The following is a 16,992-nucleotide window of genomic DNA, read 5'->3' as shown; positions in this document are numbered from 1 at the left end:
CACTCTTTCATGTCTATATTACCATATAATAGGCTGATAGAGTCCGCGTTACAAGGTGAATTTAGAAATGGCGCTGATCAGATCTTCGCTCGCGCTCTTTAACATATCAGTCGATTGCTTTACTTTTTCAAGCGTAACGAGCTGTTCATCAGTAGAAGCATTCACTTCTTCCGCCGCTGCCGCAGATTCTTGAGAAATGGCGGATATGCTTTGAATCGCTTCTTGAATCGCGGCTTGTTCTTCACTCATTTTTTGAATGTCATTGTAAATATGATCTATACCTTGAACGAGAGACTGCATTTCCGTCGTAATCAGATTGAGGACCTCACCCGTTTCATGAATGGCGCTGTTTTGTTCATCATTCATTCTGCTTGCCTCGATCATCGCGTGTGACGCTTCTTTTGTCTCAGATTGAATCAGACGGACCGTCTCACTGATATGGCCGGAAGAAAGAGCTGATTGTTCAGCAAGCTTGCGGACTTCTTCAGCGACGACGGCAAAGCCCCGGCCGCTTTCTCCCGCTCTTGCGGCTTCAATGCTCGCATTCAGCGCCAAGAGGTTCGTCTGGTCTGAAATGGCGGATATTGCCGTCACGACTTCTTCTATGTTTTTCGTTTGTTCTTCCAGGTCATTCAGCATTGCCTCTACTTTTTTCGTTTCTGAATTGGCTTCGTTTGACTTCATCAGAAGCTGCCCGAGCGCATCCAATCCTTTGTAGCTGGCATCCTCTGAAGATTTTGAGAGTTGTTTTATGCTGCCCGCGCGATCTGCGATTCCTTTTATTTTGACTGAGAGATTTTCTGATTTTTCATTGATCGTCTCAACCTCTGACGCTTGCTCTGTCGCTCCGGCGGCGACTTCCTCTATCGCTTTTGCGATTTGTCCGCTCGTTTCATTTGTTTCTTGTGAAATGACGGTTAGTTGCTCAGATGTATCAGACACGTTTTCTGAGGAGGCCTTGACCTGTTCGACCATCTCTTTCATATTTTCAACCATTTGGTTAAAGTCTTTTGTTAACTCGCCTACTTCATCTTTTGATTTCGTCTGGGCGCGGACGGTTAAATCTCCAGCTGAGACCGAGTTTGTTTTCACGATCAGCTGCTGAATCGGCCCGGTTATCGTTTTTGCTAGGAAATAGCTGAGTCCGATCGTAATCACAAGGGCGATCAGTGACATAAAAATGCTCACCGTGTTCATTTTATCGGCTACTCCCATTAGCTGATCTTTTTCAAACTGCGTTCCGACTTTCCACCCTGTTTCTTTTACCGTTTGGTAGACGACCATGTTCCCCTGCAGCTCTTTGATGCCTTCTTTGTCTGAACTGATGTCTTTTAATGCCTGATCTTCCGAAATATTTTTCCCCTGTTTTGACGGATGCGCCAGAAGAGAACCGTTTTCATCCGCTAAAAACGCAAATCCTTTATACGGAACCTTTTGCTGATTGACCATGCTCTGAATGGAGGACAGCTTCAAATCTAAGCTCGCCACTCCGATGACGGTTCCGCTGTTTTGAATGGCTTTTGAAGCCGTCACGATCATATCCCCTGTCACAGCATCTTTATAAGGCTCAGTCCAGACAACCTTATCGGGTTTTTCGGCCGCCATTTTATACCACGTTCTATTTGTCGGATCATAGTCTTTGGCAAAGTCAGCCTTCGGATATGTAAACATTTGTTTGTCTGCGGTTCCGACGTATGCAAGCGCGACATATTTGTCATTCTGTCCGATCTGCTTTAACTCATCGTTAAAGAGCCGCGCTGTTTCTTTATTCCCATCTGTCAAAAATGTGCGGGACAATTCACCGCCTGCTAATCTCAATAATACAGTCTCATCATTTTTCAGCTGAAGCTCAATGTTCTGACCGAGTGAATTGGTGACATTTTCTGTCGTGCGCTTTGCTTCATCTGTCATCATCGGCTTTAATGTCAAATATGAAGATACCGTTAAAAAAACAACTGTTACGATAAGCATTGCCGATACAAACACAGCAATTTTAATATGCATTTTTTTAAACATAACCATCCCCTCCTGAGAGTTATATCGGTCTTTCGGCCAAGAAAATGAATAAACCTTGAAATAAATATCAAAAATTTCCGTCATTTGGCGCAGCAAAAAAAAGAGCCGTCATGCCGACAGCTCCGCCTTACGTAAAATATTCGATTTTCGCTTTCGGAAAATAGGTTTCGATATAAGACTCGAGCGTTTCCCTTAAGGCATGTTCTTCGTCCTTTTGGTATATATATTTGCCGATTCCGTAACGTCCCCATTTGTATCTTCGCTTTTCTTCATCCAGCTCAAGCTTTGTTTTCGGATAGTTCTTCTCGATCACCCGTTTGGCCGGTTTTGTAAAACGGTGCTGGATCAGTTCAAATGTAATATCATGCCGAACATCTTCATCAAGTGCCGCATCCAGCTTCTCAAACAGTTCCTTATAGCCTTCCTCCCAGCCATCATGAATATAAATGGGCGCCACGATGAAGCCGAGCGGATAGCCCGCTTTAGCGACTTTGACGGCGGCTTCAATCCGTTTGTCGAGCGGAGAAGTTCCCGGTTCAAAGTTTTTAATGACATAATCCGCATTGATGCTGAATCTGAATCTTGTCTTTCCGTTATGCTTCGCATCAAGCAAGTGATCGACATGATGGAATTTGGTCACGAATCTGAGCTTTCCCAGTTCGCTTTGTCCGAAATGCTCAATGGCTCTTTTTAATGTATGTGTCAGATGATCAATTCCGACGATATCAGACGTACAAGAGGCTTCAAATCTTGTAAATTCCGGCGCCCGTTCTTTCATATACTCATCAGCCTGATCCAGAATCTCTTCCACATTGACATATGTCCGGATGTACGGCTTTGACCCCATCGTCGTCTGCAGATAGCAATAGTGGCAATGCCCCATACAGCCCGTCGCAAACGGAATGGCATATTCGGCGGATGGCTTTGAAGAATCGAATTTCAATGTTTTCCGCACGCCGATCACCAAGGTCGATTTCGCGTTCCGGTATTGCTGCAAATGATTTTTCCCCGGAATATTCCGGACTTGATTATGCGATGTCGTTTCTCTGATTTCAAGCCCCATGTTTTCAAACTTATGTTTCAGCTCTTGCCCTAACGGGTATTCGAGTGCTCGCGGTTCAATATAAACAAGCTGGGGAACAAACGGCTTCAGCATGGACAGACACTCCCTTTACATATTCTCATGATGTTACTTTCCGTCCAAAAGAGAGTGAATATGCGTTGTAAACATTTCCTTTGATCAGTGGTGCCGGTCTTCTTCAAAAAGCTCGCTGTAAAGCGCTTCCGCTTCTTCATATGTCGAAAAGACCGCATCATCTTCGGCCAGCGGATGATAGGTTTCGTGTAAAAAAAGAGACAGTTCCCCCTCATGGTATGGGTGATGAACGATCTCCGCCTCTTTAATATGGGCAACATTGGCGGCATGCGGATTACGGTAAATGACGTAGACCGTATCCCCCGCTCCAAATGATTTTGTCATGATAATCCCTCCTGTTGAAAGTTATTGTTCCCCCCTTTTTTCCGAATATGAAAAAAACCAGACGGCTTACACCGTCTGGCTGTTGTATTACTTATTGAAAGTTTCTTTAACGAATGCGACAACCTCTTCAGTCGTGCTCATAGACAAGATTGTTTCTTTGAATGATTCAGCTTCTTTTTTAGAAAGCTTGCTGATCTGCGTTCTTGCCGGAAGGATGGATGTAGCGCTCATTGAGAACTCATCTAAGCCTAAGCCGAGAAGAATCGGAATCGCAATTTCGTCTCCTGCCATTTCTCCGCACATGCCGACCCATTTGCCCTCTTTGTGAGCGGCTTCAATGACAAGCGTGATAAGACGGAGAATCGCCGGATTGTATGGCTGATACAGATAAGCCACGCGCTCGTTCATGCGGTCAGCAGCCATTGTGTATTGGATCAAGTCATTTGTTCCGATACTGAAGAAGTCAACTTCTGTGGCAAACTGATCTGCGATAACGGCTGTAGACGGAATCTCTACCATCATACCGACTTCAATATCGTCAGAAACCGTTACGCCGGCTTTGACGAGTTTTTCTTTTTCTTCAAGAAGAATCGCTTTCGCCTGTTTAAACTCGTTTACTGTCGCAATCATCGGGAACATGATTTTTAAGTTTCCGTATGTACTTGCACGAAGCAGCGCACGCAGCTGAGTTCTGAAGATTTCTTGTTCTTCAAGGCAAAGGCGGATGGCTCTGTAGCCCAAAAACGGGTTCATTTCTTTAGGAAGCTGCAGGTAAGGAAGCTCTTTGTCGCCGCCGATATCCAATGTCCGCACGACTACTGATTTTCCTTCCATACGCTCAAGAACCGTCTTATAAGCGTCAAACTGCTCGTCTTCCGTCGGAAGCTGGTCGCGTCCCATGTAAAGGAATTCCGTACGGTAAAGCCCTACAGCTTCTCCTCCGTTTTCAAGAACGCCTTTTACATCGTCAGGTGTGCCGATATTTGCGGCAAGCTCTACATGATGGCCGTCTTTAGAAACAGTCGGTTCATTGACGAGCTTCGCCCACTCAGCTTTTTGCGCCAGGTAAGCACTGTGCTTTTCTTCATATTTCTTTAACGTTTCACTGGAAGGATCGATGATCACATCACCATCGATGCCGTCTACGATTACCGTAACACCGTTTTCAATTGTCCCTGTAGCCGCTTTTGTGCCGACAACAGCCGGAATTTCAAGCGAACGGGCCATGATCGCGGAGTGTGAAGTGCGTCCGCCGATATCAGTTGTAAAACCTTTTACAAACTGGCGGTTTAATTGCGCCGTATCAGACGGTGTCAAATCTTCAGCCACGATAACAACCTCTTCTGAGATCATGCTCGGGTTCGGAATTTCCACGCCCAGCAGGTGCCCCGTCACACGTTTTGTTACGTCACGGATATCCGCCGCACGCTCTTTCATGTATTCGTTATCCATTGATTCAAACATGGTCACGAACATGGAAGCCGTTTCTTTCAAAGCGAATTCAGCATTGACTGAATCTGTGCTGATTTTCTCCTTTACCGGGTTCAACAGCTCAGGATCACTCAGAACTAAAAGGTGCGCGGAGAAAATGTCAGCTTTGTCTTGTCCCAGTTCTTTTAAAGCATGCTCTTTAATTTTTTCAAGCTCTTCTTTAGAACGTACAATCGCTTCATCAAAACGGCTTACTTCAGCCGCAGCATCAGCAATGTTTTTCTTTTCAACCGTTAAGTCCGGCTCTTCAAGCCGGTATGCTTTCGCAATCGCAATTCCGGCTGAAGCGCCTATTCCTTTTAATTCTTGCATTACTCGCCGAGTCCTTCGCTTTTCATTGTTTCTTCTAAAGCGTTAAGAGCATCGTTTTCGTCAGCGCCTGCAGCGGAAATTGTGATTTCAGCGCCTTTAGCGATACCTAGAGACATAACGCCCATGATAGACTTAAGGTTTACTGTTTTGCCGTTATATTCTAAGTTTACGTCAGCATCATATTTGCTTGCAGTCTGTACAAGAACTGTCGCAGGACGAGCGTGGATTCCGGAATCTGCTGTTACTTTAAATGTTTTTTGTGCCATGATTATCATTCTCCTTTAAATTAAAGCTATTTTACTACACAATATTATATCATACAGCCGTACTTGTCATCTGACAAGCACGGCGTATTTATATGCTTATTTTCCGATTTTCACAATATCTTTTTGTTCCCGTTTTACAGTACCTTCGGCCGAAAGGGAAATCGTTTCACCCTCAGCAAGATTTGTAAAGACAATCGGTGTCATTAATGAAGGAACATGAGGTTTAACCGCCTCAAGATCAACTTCAAGCAGCTTTTGCCCCGGTTCAACCCGGTCACCCTCAGAAACAAAAGAAGTGAATCCTTCACCTTTCAGGCTGACTGTATCGATTCCGAAATGAATCAGAATCTCTCTTCCGCCGTCAGACTGGAGGCCGATCGCATGTTTTGTCGGGAAAACATTCAGCACTTTTCCGCGGACTGGCGATACGACGATTCCTTCTTCCGGAAGAATCGCAAAACCGTCACCCATCATTTTGCCTGAGAACACCTGGTCAGGCACATCTGTAATCGGATGGATTTCGCCGGTGATCGGAGAAGCGAACACTTCTTCACCCTGCTCGTTTTGGAGCGGATCCGCGATAACCTCTTCAACCTGCTGGCTGACTTCTTCTTGTGCGGATACTTTCGGTTCAGGGCGCGGCGTGCGTCCTGCGATGATATCCTGCATCTGAGTTTTTAAACCGTCAGAGCGCGGGCCGAAAATGGCCTGAATGTTGTTTCCGACTTCAAGGACGCCTGATGCGCCGAGCTGTTTCAGGCGGGCCTTATCCACTTTCTTCTGGTCGTTGACCGTCACACGAAGTCTCGTGATACAAGCATCAAGGTGTTTAATGTTTTGCTGATCACCCATCGCCTGAAGGATTTCATAAGGAAGGTCGCCGGCTTCGCCTGATGCGCCTGCCCCTTCATCCGCAGCTTCTTCTTCACGGCCCGGCGTTTTCAAGTTGAACTTCCTGATCGCAAACCGGAAACCGAAGTAGTAAATGAGGGCTAATCCTAAGCCGACCGGAATGACAAGCCACCAAGCCGTCCGGTTAGGCAGAATTCCGAACAGGAAGTAGTCAATCAGACCCCCTGAGAAGGTCATACCGATTTTTACATGCAGCAGCTGCATGAGCATAAAGGAAAGTCCCGCGAATACGCAGTGAATCGCAAACAGGATAGGAGCCACAAACAAGAATGAGAATTCAAGCGGCTCGGTGATTCCCGTTAAGAAACTTGTCAGAGCGGCAGAACCCATGATTCCGGCTACAAGTTTTTTCTTTTCAGGCTTCGCTTCATGATAGATTGCAAGCGCTGCCGCCGGAAGGCCGAACATCATAAACGGATATTTCCCCGTCATAAATGTACCTGCCGTCAGCTGTACGCCGTCTTTAATCTGAGCCATGAAAATCCGCTGATCTCCGCGGATAATGTCTCCGGCTGCATCTTTATAGCTGAAAAATTCATACCAGAACGGCGAGTAGAAAATGTGATGAAGACCGAACGGAATCAATGACCGTTCAATCATTCCGAAAATAAAGGCCGCCAAGGTTGGATTCGCTTCCACAAGTCCCGTTGAGAAGGAATTCAGACCATGCTGGATCGGAGGCCAGATTACTAACATAATAAGACCGAGAATTAATGCGGAAATTGATGTGATAATCGGGACGAACCGCTTACCCGCAAAGAATCCGAGATACTGCGGAAGTTCAATTTTATAAAACTTGTTGAACAATAACGCGGCCAGAACCCCGACGATAATACCGCCGAACACGCCCGTCGCCAAAGTCGGTATCCCAAGCATGTTAATATAGGCCGGGTGGTTTTCCGCAAAAAACTTAGCGCGTTCAATTTTGTCAGACGGAATACTGCCGTTTGCCATAAGCACGGCGCTCATGGATACGTTCATGACCAAGTATCCGATAATGGCCGCGATTCCGGCAACGCCGTCTCCGTTCGCAAGACCGATCGCAACCCCTACTGCAAAAAGAAGCGGCAGGTTGTCAAATACGATTTGGCCGGCGCTTTCCATAACGTTCGCCACAAGCTGAACGTTATCATTGCTTAAGAAATGCATGACTTGGATCATATCTTTGTTCTGCATGGCATTCCCTAACGCAAGCAAGATCCCCGCAGCCGGCAAAATCGCAACCGGAAGCATAAGAGCACGGCCGATTTTTTGGAGAACGCCGAATAATGCTTTAAACATAAAGAATGTACCTCCCCTGTTAGCTAGTGTGACCTTACAGCGAAAATTCATGACAACGAATTCACAGGCGCAAGTCTTCAGTTTAACCGTTTACATTTGCCCTTTTACACAACAAAAAGCATGAGTAAATAAGGGTGTGCAAAATAACGGGGCCGTTCTTCCCGTTTTTTACCCTCAATCACTCATGCCTGATCGAATCAGTGACACGTTTTTAAAGGTCTCAACTGAAATTATGAAATTTTATTGGTTAATCGGTACAGATGAAGCGTGAGATAAACCGCTTCCGCCTCATGAACTGGTTTTTTCAGCATTTGCTGTAAGATTTTTATCAGTTTCCAAGCAGTATTGTAGCATAGCGGGTATTCATTTTTCAATAATAACATTAACTTTTCTGGTTCTTTTGTCTGCTCTTCCCGTTTAATCCTATCTATGGTAAATCTGATATGCCGGATCAGCCGCAAATAGTGGACGCTGTCTTTATTGACTTTCATTTGGAAAGATTCCTCTATCACTTGAACGAGCCGGGACATCAGCTGCGAATGCTGGTTGACCTCTGAAAGGGACCGATTCGTCAGGGCGGAGTGGATATGAAGAGCGATAAAGCCGATCTCCCCTTCCGGAAGGCAGATTCCAGTCTTTTCATTAATCATGCCGACGACTTCACGGGCAATCTGAAATTCTTCCGGATAAAGCGTTTCGGTTTCCATAAGAAAAGGGTTTTTAATGTCAAAGCCCTGCTGCAGCCGCTTTACCGCAAAGGCGATATGATCCGTCAGCGCAATATGGATATGTTCATTTAACGGTTGGCTTGTTCGGTTCCTGATATGATAAATGACGTCATTGGAGATGTCGACAAGTGTCTCGTCCACATAACCGAGGAGCTTTTTAAATTGTTTTTGTTCTTTTTCATCCTTTAAGATGAACATCTTGTCATACCCTTTATCTTCAATGACATCCGCTTGTTTTTTTCCAAAGCCGATTCCTTTTCCGATCAAGACGACCTCACTGTATCTATCATGTGTTGCGATCAGCACATTGTTATTTAATACCTTCTCAACTGTAAAGGACCCCTTCATGATCCTCAGCTCCTTTGTCATTCAATACCTCATATCGTACAAAACGAACAGAAAGCGCGTCAATTCTTTTTTTAGACGGTTGATCGTTCAATAAGACGGTAATCAAAAATCTTCCTTGCCGGAGGCCCGCCGCTGATCCGATTCTTAAGCATGTGAAAAGCCTGCTTTCCCATTTCTTTCGTTTGTATATCTATTGTGGAAATACCTAACATCTTGCTGATATCATGATTGTCGATGCTCAAAATCGCCAGCTCTTCCGGAATGCGCGTCCCGTTTGCCTTGGCTTCAAGGTAAAGACCGGCGGATACTTGATCATTCGCCGCAAACAGCGCAGTCGGTTTGTCATCCCATCTCTTCCATCTGTGAAAAAGGGCTTTCCCGTCAAGCAGCGTCAGCGCCTTTTCCACAACCAGCTCTTCCCTGTAAGGCCGGCCGATCTTCTTCAGCGCCTCTTTGTATGCGGCAATGCGGACTTGACTGTTTTTTCCCTTTTTTCTGGCCAGGCTGATTGCTATTTTTCGGTGTCCCTTTTCTATCAGATAATCCAGGCCGTGCCGAAATGCTTCCCCATGCGGATTACTGATTGAGGACAGCTCAGCCGCATCAGTGTGCTGGCAGAGGATAATCGGTTCTTTCACGGTAAGCAGCTGCTCATCGGAAATTGCTTTGGAGCAGATAATGAGGCCATCCACCTGGCGCTCCTGTAATTGCGATAAAGCAAAGCGTTCTCTTTGCTGCTGATAATCCGTCTGGTATAAAGAAAGATGCACGCCTGACGCTTCGGCAGCCTCAGCAATACCCGCGACAAGGTCTGCAAAATACGGAAGATTCACCGACGGCAGCACAACGCCGATCATATCGGAAAAGCCTTTGGATAAATGCACAGCATGGATGTTGCGCGTATAGCCGAGCGATTGTACCGCTTTTTTCACTCTTTCTCTTTTGTCTTCGCTTACATAAGGATGATCGTTTAATACTCTTGATACCGTTGTAACAGAAACCCCGGCAGCGCCGGCAATGTCTCTGATCGTAGCCATGGCGTCCCCCCTTTCTTTTTTCCCTTGATCTGGAATGCGTTTCATACAGTAAGCTAAAAACAAATACAGCCTATTCATTTGAAAGGAGAATAACAGTGATGGGGATTCTTTGCTTAATCGGTTTGTGTCTGGCCATACTCGGCGGCAGTTATCTTGCTATGCGGCCGCTGCGGGAAAAGCATGATATCAAACCATTTCAGCATTTTGATGACTTTTTCATTTAACAAGGTGATAAAAAAGGACGCTGCGTTCCAGAACCGTCCTTTTTTATCACAAAGCTTTCTATTATTTCAGGATCGTTAATTCTTTCGGATATTGCGTTAATGCTTCGGCGCCGTCTTTTGTGACAAAAACATCATCTTCAATGCGCACGCCGCCTACATCCGGCACGTAAATCCCCGGTTCTATCGTGTACACCATACCTTCTTTGAGGAGCGTGTCGTTCGCGCTGCTCATTGATGGATATTCATGAACCGAAATCCCGAGTCCGTGGCCGAGGCGGTGGGGGAAATAGTCTCCGTATCCGGCTTTTTCAATAATGCCGCGGGCTTTTAAATCAAGATCGCCGATTCTTACACCGGGTTTGCTTAATTGAAGCGCCGCCTTTTCAGCTTTAAGCACCGTTTCGTAAATCTCTTCCTGTTTCGGGCTGATTGATTGGTATGCGAATGTTCTCGTAATGTCTGAGCAGTAGCCGTCAAGAATAACACCCAGATCAAACAGAACGAAATCGCCTTTTTTCAGACGGTCTGTACCCGGATTGCCATGAGGCTGGCCTGATTTTTCTCCGAACAGCACCATCGTTGAAAACGACATGCCCTGCACGCCTTTTTTCTTCAGCTCAAACTCAATCTGCGCCAGCACTTCAGTTTCACTCACGCCCTCTTTAAGCGCTGCGACACCGACTTCAACTCCGTAATCCGCAAGTTTTGCCGCTTCCCTGAGAATGCTGATTTCTTTCTCATCTTTTACGAGACGGAATTGGTTGAGCGTTTCTTCTGCCGAAGCGAACGCGGCGCCCCCTGAAGCATGCTTGAGTTGTTCTGAACGTGAAAGCGAGATCGAATCCTTTTCAACCGCGATGGAATCAAGGCGCACATTTCGTTTTGTGAGCTCGGCTTTGATCAGCTCCCACGGGTCTTCGTGATCGCCGTAGCCGATAATTTCATGCTCCCACCCGGCACTGCGGGCTTGTCCTGCTTCCATTCCCGGACAGACGAAAAACGGCTCCTGTTCTTGAAACAGGAACAATCCCATTAACCGCTCATGCGGATCCGTATAAAAATCAGTTAAATAAAATACGTTTTCCTTTGTATGTATAAACGCCGCATCGTGTCCTTCTTTTTTCAGCCAATCTGAAACACGTTGTAATCTGTTCATTTTTGTTTTTCCTCCTTACCAAAGTGGCTCTTTATTCATTCTATCAGTTTTCAAGCGTTTATGCTGTGAACGAACATTTAACAAAACAGCCGCCCGATGTGCGGCTGTTTTGTTTATTTTAATAATCTGAGTCCGTTCAGTATGACCAGAATCGTGCTTCCTTCATGCCCGATAACGCCAAACGGCAGTTCCATCACCTGCAGGAAGTTGGCGCAGATCAACAGGCAGATGACCGAGAGCGAAAAAACGATGTTCTGCTTAATAATCCGGTTCATTTTCCGTGAGAGCCTGCACATTTTCACAAGCTTATGAAGATCATTTTTCATCAGGACCAAGTCAGCCGTCTCTAAAGCCACGTCCGTTCCCCCTCCCATCGCAATACCGACGTCAGCGGTTTTCAGAGCGGGCGCGTCATTAATGCCGTCTCCGACCATGGCGATTGTGCCGTACGTTTCTTTCAGTTTCTTCACTTCCTCTGCCTTTTGGTCAGGCAGACAATCGGCAACAACCGTCGTCATGCCAGCCTCTTTTGCGATGGCGGCCGCTGTTTCAGGCTGATCTCCGGTAAGCATGGCCGTTTTAATCCCGAGTGATTCAAGCTCAGCCATTACGGCTTTTGCTTCTGGCCGGATTTGATCCTTTAACGCAAAACAGCCCGCTATCCTGTCATCTTTCTTAACAAAAACCAGCGTACAGCCTTTATCTTTCAACTCATTTCCCGATGTGTTCAAAAAAGCGTCTGCATCCTCTTTCCCTGCAAATCCAGCTTTTCCGATCATCCATTTGGCGCCTTCTATATCGGCCTGAACACCGAACCCGGACGTCTCGTCAATCGATGTATGGCCTGCAGGCACAGCGCCCCGGCTTTCGGCAAATTCAGCTATCGCCTTTGCAAGCGGGTGGCTTGATTGCTTTTCAATCGTATACACCGCTTGCATGATCTCATCCTCATTCACATATTCCGCCGCTTGGAATGCAGCAACTGCCGGCTGTCCCTTTGTGACCGTGCCGGTTTTGTCAAAAGCAATCATCCGGACGCTTCCCAGCTGCTCTAAAAACACACTTCCTTTAACCAACAATCCGTTGCGGGCTCCATTTGAAATAAGGGAAAGCGCAGCGGGCATAATGGAAGCGACAAGAGCGCACGGGGAGGCGACCACCATAAACACCATCGCCCGGTAAAAGGTTTCACTCCAGCTCCAGCCTAAAGCAAAATGAGGAACGAATAAAAGCAAAGCCACGGCTAAAAGCACGCCTTTTACATAGACACTTTCGAAACGCTCAATAAATGCCTGAGCCGGTGACACGCTGTTTTGAGCAGATTCCACCAGCCGGATGATTTTTCTGAACAGAGACTGCTCATTTGTTTTCGTAACTCGGACCGTTAAAGAGCCGTTTCCGTTTACCGTTCCTGTAAACACAGAATCTCCGGCTGTTTTTTCCGCCGGCATCGATTCACCCGTCAGCGCCGATTCATCAAGACTCGTCGCGCCTGACTCGATGATCCCGTCGGCCGCTACGCGTTCGCCCGGCTTAATGACGATCATGTCGCCGATCATGAGTTCAGCGGCCGGCACCCGCTTTTCCTGTCCGCCTTTAAGCAGGGTCGCTTCCTCCGGTTCCAGTTTCATCAAGGAGGTTAAATCACGGCTGCTTTTATTCATCGTATACGTTTCCAGCGCGCCGCTTAACGAAAAAATAAAGATAAGAACAGCGCCTTCCGCCCAATACCCGATAAGGGCAGAGCCGACAGCCGCAAAAATCATCAGCAGTTCAACATTTAAAGCCTTCGTCTCCAGCGTATCTTCAATTCCTTCTTTCGCTTTTGCAAATCCGCCGATCACAAAGGCCAGGATATACAAAGTAACGGACAGGCCTTTTGCTTCGGTGAAAAACCAGGCCGCAAGAATAAGGGCGCCCGATACGAGAGCCGCAATGAGTTCCGCATGCTGGAGCCACTTTTTTCCGGACCGCTCTTCTTGAATCTGCTGTTGTGAATGGGTTTGAGTCACCACTTGTTCATTCATTATGAATTCTCCTCTCTAATTGAGAACGCAAATCATCTTCATTTCCCCGATAAAAGCAAAACTGCCGCCTTACAGGCAGCATTTTCATAGTAATATCGCAGTGTTTTTCTTTATTATAGCACGCCGGCGAAAGATTTCAATTATAATTGTTTTAATTTCTTTTTGATAATAATTATCATCAGCAACCCTTCAGCTGTTCATGATATGCAAAAAAGGTGCAGGAGGATTTCCTCCCGCACCTTTTTACTTCTCAGACCATTCTTTTAATTGTGAAGCGGTCATCGGACCGACGATCTTTTTTTCGATTTCTCCTTTTTCATTCAGCAGAAATGACGTGGGAATTGTCATGATCCCGTATTCCTTCATAAGCTCGCCCTTAGAGTCAAGAACGACCGGGAATGTGAGATGGTGCTGATTGACAAATTTTTGAACGGCCTCTTTGTTTCGCTCAGCATTCATAAGATTTACCGTTACAAGACTTACATCATCGGATTGATGCTGTTCATAATACGTTTGAAACTGAGGCAGTTCTTTTTTGCACGGCGGACACCACGATGTCCAAAAATGCAAAATGGTTTTCTGCCCTTTATTCGGGACCGATATCTCGTCTCCTTCAATCGTCTTCATCAGAAACACGGCGGGAACTGCCTGTTTTTCTGATGAAGCTTTTGCTTCAGGCATCCAGACGGAGGCAGCTATCAAAAGGACTGCACATGCAATAAGACGGTTTTTATGCATAAGATCTTCCTTTCACGCGTTTCGGATAGCTTGCCCCTCCTTACTGAAATGTATCAGCCTTTTCAGCTCTCGATCCGGGGCGCTGTTCTTCCGCCGCCGGTCAGGAACACGGAGACACCGAGGTCTTTGCAGATCGTCGCGTAATGTAAACTTGTCAAAAGAATCATGCCGGTATTCATGCCAAGTATAATGCCGAGCATTTGCAGATTCGGCATAGAACCAAGCACATACATCATCGAAAGACCCACAATGCTGCTCCATACATTATGATAAAACGCCGTTTTCACATGACCGATGCCGATCAGACAGGCCTGAAGCGGCATCACAAACAGCTGAAAAAGAAAATACGGCCACAAAAGCTGCAAAAAATACTGCGCTTCCGGAGACTGAAAAAATAAATGGGTCAGCGGGCCGGCGAACTGAAACATGATCCAGACTGCCGGAATGCCATAGCCGAATGTAATAAAAATCGCTTGTCTCAGCCGTTTCAGTACAATGTCATATTGAGACAGCGCGTACGCTTCTGAAATGCTCGGAATCATGACAACCATCAGTGAATGAGCGATAAATGCGGGAAACGAACCGATCGTCACCGCTACACCGGCAAGCATGCCGTATTGATCAATCGCGGCTGCCCCGGCCGCCCCTGAGGCCAGCAGCGCTCCTTTTACTAAAAACGGTTCAATGGCATTTGTCACCGCGTGAAAAATACGAAGCCCCGTTGTCGGAATAGATACCGCCAGAAGACGTTTCCGCACATCTTTGCCGCGCAGATGAATGTGCTGATGGCCGGAAAGCGTCCTCCTCGCCAAAATAAACTGCGTATACAAGTATACGAACACCACGACATCACTTGCGACCAGCACAAATAACGAAATGAGCACGGCCATATCAATTTCAAAAGAGTACCATTGAAAAAAGATAAACAGACAAAGCACTTGAATGATTTTTTTCAAAACATTCGCAACCGCGATTTTCCCCATCTGCTGCACACCCATAAAATAGCCTCTGGCGATGGATGTAAAAGCGACGACGGGAATCAGTCCGATGACAATCCCTTTAATAAAAGGGTGGTACGTATCGAATACAGGAATGAACGGCAGCGCGATGCTTGCGGCCGCGGTTGAAAACGCGGTAAATACGGCGGTCATTCTGAAGGCATGCCGGAGCATGCTTTCATGCAGCTTCTGATTGGATTCCGCGATGAATTTTGAGATGGAGATCGGAAGCTCCAGACTGGCGATCACGATAATGAGAAAAATGGTGGGCAGAATGCTCATGTAAAGCCCCATCCCATGCTCGCCAAGCTCCCGCGCCAGTATCATATTCACGACAAATTCCAGACATTCAGCGAAAAAGGCGGCGATGGATAAAAGAATGATCCCTTTCACAAATCGATTCATGGTGTCTCTCCTTGTCTCTCGTTCTTTCATCATCATATGAGACAAGTTCTGAAAATATTTTCGATTTCTTAAAATTGAAAAAAGCATAGCCGGGATATTTGGTCCCGCTATGCTTACATAGCAAATACGTGTCTGCCGATCCGTTCGATAATTTTTCGGGAACGGATCCAGTGGTCAGAAGCTGTTTTCGGATTGTAGAAAAACAATGCGCTCGTTTCTCTGCCCGGATGGTTAAGCGCCTCATTTGCGGCGGCGATGGAATCCTTATCCGGCTTTTGATTAATGCTTCCGTTTGCTACCGGTTCAAATGCATTCCTTTGATAAATCACACCCCGAATGGTATCCGGGAAGCCTTTCTTTTCAGTCCGGTTCAGCACGACGCTGGCTACCGCGACCTTTCCTTTATAAGACTCACCCTTCGCTTCTGCGTGCACGAGACGTGACAGAAGTTCCCTGTCGGCACTGGAATACGTTTTTTTCGGCGGCTGATAAGCCGTTTTCTCCGGTTTGGCTTTCTGTTCAAGATGAGATGACAGCTTTATCAGATGGACCGAATGCTTATGATCCGTATTTGAAAGCTTCGGAACCGAGCTTTTTTTATTTAAATCAGCAACCAGTGTGCTGGATTCTTGCTTTGGCTTCTTCGCTAAAGTAAACAGAGCTTCTGTATGTTCAATTTTTGTTGCAGGCATAAAACATAGAAAAAAGACAGCCAAGGCAGCAAATTTTGTCGTCATACGCTTTCCTCCTTAAATACTTCACTACCTTAACAAGAGCAGTGCACAAATTCACGGTTAAAGATTTTCCAGCACTCCCAATCAGCTTTTATGATGGAAGAAGTTCGTTAACGGCCTTATTATTGGCAGAAAAACGGCCGTCATTTTCACAACATTAACCAAATTGCAGTAAAAGTATCCATCGGAGGGATTTTACATTTTGTTTACATCTGTTACAGGCAGATGAAATGAGCAGCGAAAACAAAAAAAGACTCCTCATATGCGAGGAGCCGTCAGCTTCTTGGCTGTTCTAAATACTGGAAAACAACATCTCCGCCCTGCTGTGCAATACCGCGGAAATGCTTAAAATCTTCCTGCTTCGATAAAACTGCTCGAAATGCAAGAAAATGTTCTTTCTGCACCCTGAATTCTTTGATTTCACCGGTGCGCATTTGGTTGATACGTTCTGATATTTCTTCAGGCAGCAACGAACACAGCCTCCTTTTCTCGGCTTTTTCCCGAAAATCAATATACCATCTTTCCCCCGCAGGGACAATGATTGAGCAGGCCGATACCCATATCGCTTTACTTCTTAAAGAAAATACTGCAAAATATTTTCAAACAGGATTTATGATAAAGGAGAGGAAGCTCGTGAAAATTGCTAAGGTTGGAAACGTCATTGAATTTAAAAACGGATTAACCGGTGTTGTTGAAAAGGTAAATGAAAACTCCGTCATCGTTGATGTAACCATCATGGATAATTATCGTGATCTTGAATTAGATTCCCTCACTGTCGTCAACCATAAAAATTATAAAATCATCAGAGACTCCTATTAACCCCCACTGAACAATCCGAA

Annotated in this window: 16 protein-coding genes; 2 read left to right on the top strand and 14 right to left on the bottom strand. The window is 46.0% G+C overall.

The window, feature by feature from the left end:
• Window positions 1-48: 48 nt before the first annotated feature.
• From ABDB98_RS07170 to ABDB98_RS07135, 8 genes are all read right to left on the bottom strand, one after another.
• A complete protein-coding gene (locus tag ABDB98_RS07170) occupies window positions 49-2,016 on the bottom strand; it encodes a methyl-accepting chemotaxis protein (protein WP_438421790.1) in 1,968 nt (655 codons plus the stop codon).
• A 127-nt stretch (window positions 2,017-2,143) separates the two neighbouring features.
• Window positions 2,144-3,172: a spore photoproduct lyase gene (splB, locus tag ABDB98_RS07165; RefSeq protein WP_049628380.1), complete on the bottom strand. Its 1,029-nt coding sequence runs from the start codon at window positions 3,170-3,172 to the stop codon at window positions 2,144-2,146.
• 84 nt (window positions 3,173-3,256) lie between these two features.
• The gene (locus ABDB98_RS07160) at window positions 3,257-3,496 is read right to left on the bottom strand and encodes a transcriptional regulator SplA domain-containing protein (protein ID WP_016936321.1); all 240 of its coding nucleotides are present in this window, start codon (window positions 3,494-3,496) and stop codon (window positions 3,257-3,259) included.
• An 87-nt stretch (window positions 3,497-3,583) separates the two neighbouring features.
• Window positions 3,584-5,299, bottom strand: a complete 1,716-nt coding sequence (gene ptsP, locus ABDB98_RS07155) for a phosphoenolpyruvate--protein phosphotransferase (RefSeq protein WP_013352056.1) — start codon at window positions 5,297-5,299, stop codon at window positions 3,584-3,586.
• Window positions 5,299-5,565 carry a phosphocarrier protein HPr gene (locus tag ABDB98_RS07150; protein WP_010334034.1) on the bottom strand — a complete coding sequence of 89 codons (267 nt, stop codon included), beginning with the start codon at window positions 5,563-5,565 and terminating at the stop codon, window positions 5,299-5,301. The genes ptsP and ABDB98_RS07150 overlap by 1 nt, the downstream gene beginning before the upstream one ends.
• 96 nt (window positions 5,566-5,661) lie before the next feature.
• Window positions 5,662-7,758: a glucose-specific PTS transporter subunit IIBC gene (ptsG, locus tag ABDB98_RS07145; RefSeq protein WP_438421788.1), complete on the bottom strand. Its 2,097-nt coding sequence runs from the start codon at window positions 7,756-7,758 to the stop codon at window positions 5,662-5,664.
• Between the two features lie 230 nt (window positions 7,759-7,988).
• Entirely contained in the window at window positions 7,989-8,855 is an 867-nt protein-coding gene (glcT, locus tag ABDB98_RS07140) for a glucose PTS transporter transcription antiterminator GlcT (RefSeq protein WP_438421787.1), read from the bottom strand.
• Window positions 8,856-8,905: 50 nt separating this feature from the next.
• The gene (locus tag ABDB98_RS07135) at window positions 8,906-9,871 is read right to left on the bottom strand and encodes a LacI family DNA-binding transcriptional regulator (protein ID WP_438421786.1); all 966 of its coding nucleotides are present in this window, start codon (window positions 9,869-9,871) and stop codon (window positions 8,906-8,908) included.
• A gap of 98 nt (window positions 9,872-9,969) precedes the next feature.
• On the opposite strand from ABDB98_RS07135, the gene ABDB98_RS07130 reads away from it, so the two are divergent.
• Window positions 9,970-10,095 (top strand): hypothetical protein, encoded by a 126-nt coding sequence (locus tag ABDB98_RS07130; protein WP_016936325.1) that lies wholly within the window; start codon window positions 9,970-9,972, stop codon window positions 10,093-10,095.
• Window positions 10,096-10,156: 61 nt separating this feature from the next.
• Here the strand turns inward: ABDB98_RS07130 and ABDB98_RS07125 are convergent, their stop codons facing one another.
• The 6 genes from ABDB98_RS07125 to ABDB98_RS07100 form a co-directional block, all read right to left on the bottom strand.
• The gene (locus tag ABDB98_RS07125; RefSeq protein WP_016936326.1) at window positions 10,157-11,251 is read right to left on the bottom strand and encodes a M24 family metallopeptidase; all 1,095 of its coding nucleotides are present in this window, start codon (window positions 11,249-11,251) and stop codon (window positions 10,157-10,159) included.
• A gap of 113 nt (window positions 11,252-11,364) precedes the next feature.
• A complete protein-coding gene (locus ABDB98_RS07120; protein WP_438421784.1) occupies window positions 11,365-13,278 on the bottom strand; it encodes a heavy metal translocating P-type ATPase in 1,914 nt (637 codons plus the stop codon).
• A 243-nt stretch (window positions 13,279-13,521) separates the two neighbouring features.
• The gene (stoA, locus tag ABDB98_RS07115; protein ID WP_438421782.1) at window positions 13,522-14,016 is read right to left on the bottom strand and encodes an endospore biogenesis thiol-disulfide oxidoreductase StoA; all 495 of its coding nucleotides are present in this window, start codon (window positions 14,014-14,016) and stop codon (window positions 13,522-13,524) included.
• 62 nt (window positions 14,017-14,078) lie between these two features.
• A complete protein-coding gene (locus ABDB98_RS07110) occupies window positions 14,079-15,419 on the bottom strand; it encodes a polysaccharide biosynthesis protein (protein WP_016936329.1) in 1,341 nt (446 codons plus the stop codon).
• 113 nt (window positions 15,420-15,532) lie between these two features.
• Window positions 15,533-16,156 carry a cell wall hydrolase gene (locus ABDB98_RS07105; protein WP_438421780.1) on the bottom strand — a complete coding sequence of 208 codons (624 nt, stop codon included), beginning with the start codon at window positions 16,154-16,156 and terminating at the stop codon, window positions 15,533-15,535.
• 272 nt (window positions 16,157-16,428) lie between these two features.
• Window positions 16,429-16,623, bottom strand: coding sequence for a hypothetical protein (locus ABDB98_RS07100; RefSeq protein ID WP_012117423.1), 195 nt, complete (start codon window positions 16,621-16,623; stop codon window positions 16,429-16,431).
• A gap of 163 nt (window positions 16,624-16,786) precedes the next feature.
• On the opposite strand from ABDB98_RS07100, the gene ABDB98_RS07095 reads away from it, so the two are divergent.
• On the top strand, window positions 16,787-16,972 hold the full coding sequence (locus tag ABDB98_RS07095) for a YkvS family protein (protein WP_003232446.1): 186 nt from the start codon (window positions 16,787-16,789) through the stop codon (window positions 16,970-16,972).
• Window positions 16,973-16,992 lie beyond the last annotated feature (20 nt).

The organism is Bacillus siamensis (assembly GCF_051628075.1).
Classification (GTDB): Bacteria; Bacillota; Bacilli; order Bacillales; family Bacillaceae; genus Bacillus; species Bacillus siamensis.
This window is presented reverse-complemented; position numbering and strand designations above follow the sequence as displayed.

What these genes read in the sequence shown, in the direction of transcription:
- ABDB98_RS07170 (WP_438421790.1), bottom strand. Translation starts at nt 2,016, where the DNA reads ATGTTTAAAAAAATGCATATTAAAATTGCTGTGTTTGTATCGGCAATG.
- splB (WP_049628380.1), bottom strand. Translation starts at nt 3,172, where the DNA reads ATGCTGAAGCCGTTTGTTCCCCAGCTTGTTTATATTGAACCGCGAGCA.
- ABDB98_RS07160 (WP_016936321.1), bottom strand. Translation starts at nt 3,496, where the DNA reads ATGACAAAATCATTTGGAGCGGGGGATACGGTCTACGTCATTTACCGT.
- ptsP (WP_013352056.1), bottom strand. Translation starts at nt 5,299, where the DNA reads ATGCAAGAATTAAAAGGAATAGGCGCTTCAGCCGGAATTGCGATTGCG.
- ABDB98_RS07150 (WP_010334034.1), bottom strand. Translation starts at nt 5,565, where the DNA reads ATGGCACAAAAAACATTTAAAGTAACAGCAGATTCCGGAATCCACGCT.
- ptsG (WP_438421788.1), bottom strand. Translation starts at nt 7,758, where the DNA reads ATGTTTAAAGCATTATTCGGCGTTCTCCAAAAAATCGGCCGTGCTCTT.
- glcT (WP_438421787.1), bottom strand. Translation starts at nt 8,855, where the DNA reads ATGACAAAGGAGCTGAGGATCATGAAGGGGTCCTTTACAGTTGAGAAG.
- ABDB98_RS07135 (WP_438421786.1), bottom strand. Translation starts at nt 9,871, where the DNA reads ATGGCTACGATCAGAGACATTGCCGGCGCTGCCGGGGTTTCTGTTACA.
- ABDB98_RS07130 (WP_016936325.1), top strand. Translation starts at nt 9,970, where the DNA reads ATGGGGATTCTTTGCTTAATCGGTTTGTGTCTGGCCATACTCGGCGGC.
- ABDB98_RS07125 (WP_016936326.1), bottom strand. Translation starts at nt 11,251, where the DNA reads ATGAACAGATTACAACGTGTTTCAGATTGGCTGAAAAAAGAAGGACAC.
- ABDB98_RS07120 (WP_438421784.1), bottom strand. Translation starts at nt 13,278, where the DNA reads ATGAATGAACAAGTGGTGACTCAAACCCATTCACAACAGCAGATTCAA.
- stoA (WP_438421782.1), bottom strand. Translation starts at nt 14,016, where the DNA reads ATGCATAAAAACCGTCTTATTGCATGTGCAGTCCTTTTGATAGCTGCC.
- ABDB98_RS07110 (WP_016936329.1), bottom strand. Translation starts at nt 15,419, where the DNA reads ATGAATCGATTTGTGAAAGGGATCATTCTTTTATCCATCGCCGCCTTT.
- ABDB98_RS07105 (WP_438421780.1), bottom strand. Translation starts at nt 16,156, where the DNA reads ATGACGACAAAATTTGCTGCCTTGGCTGTCTTTTTTCTATGTTTTATG.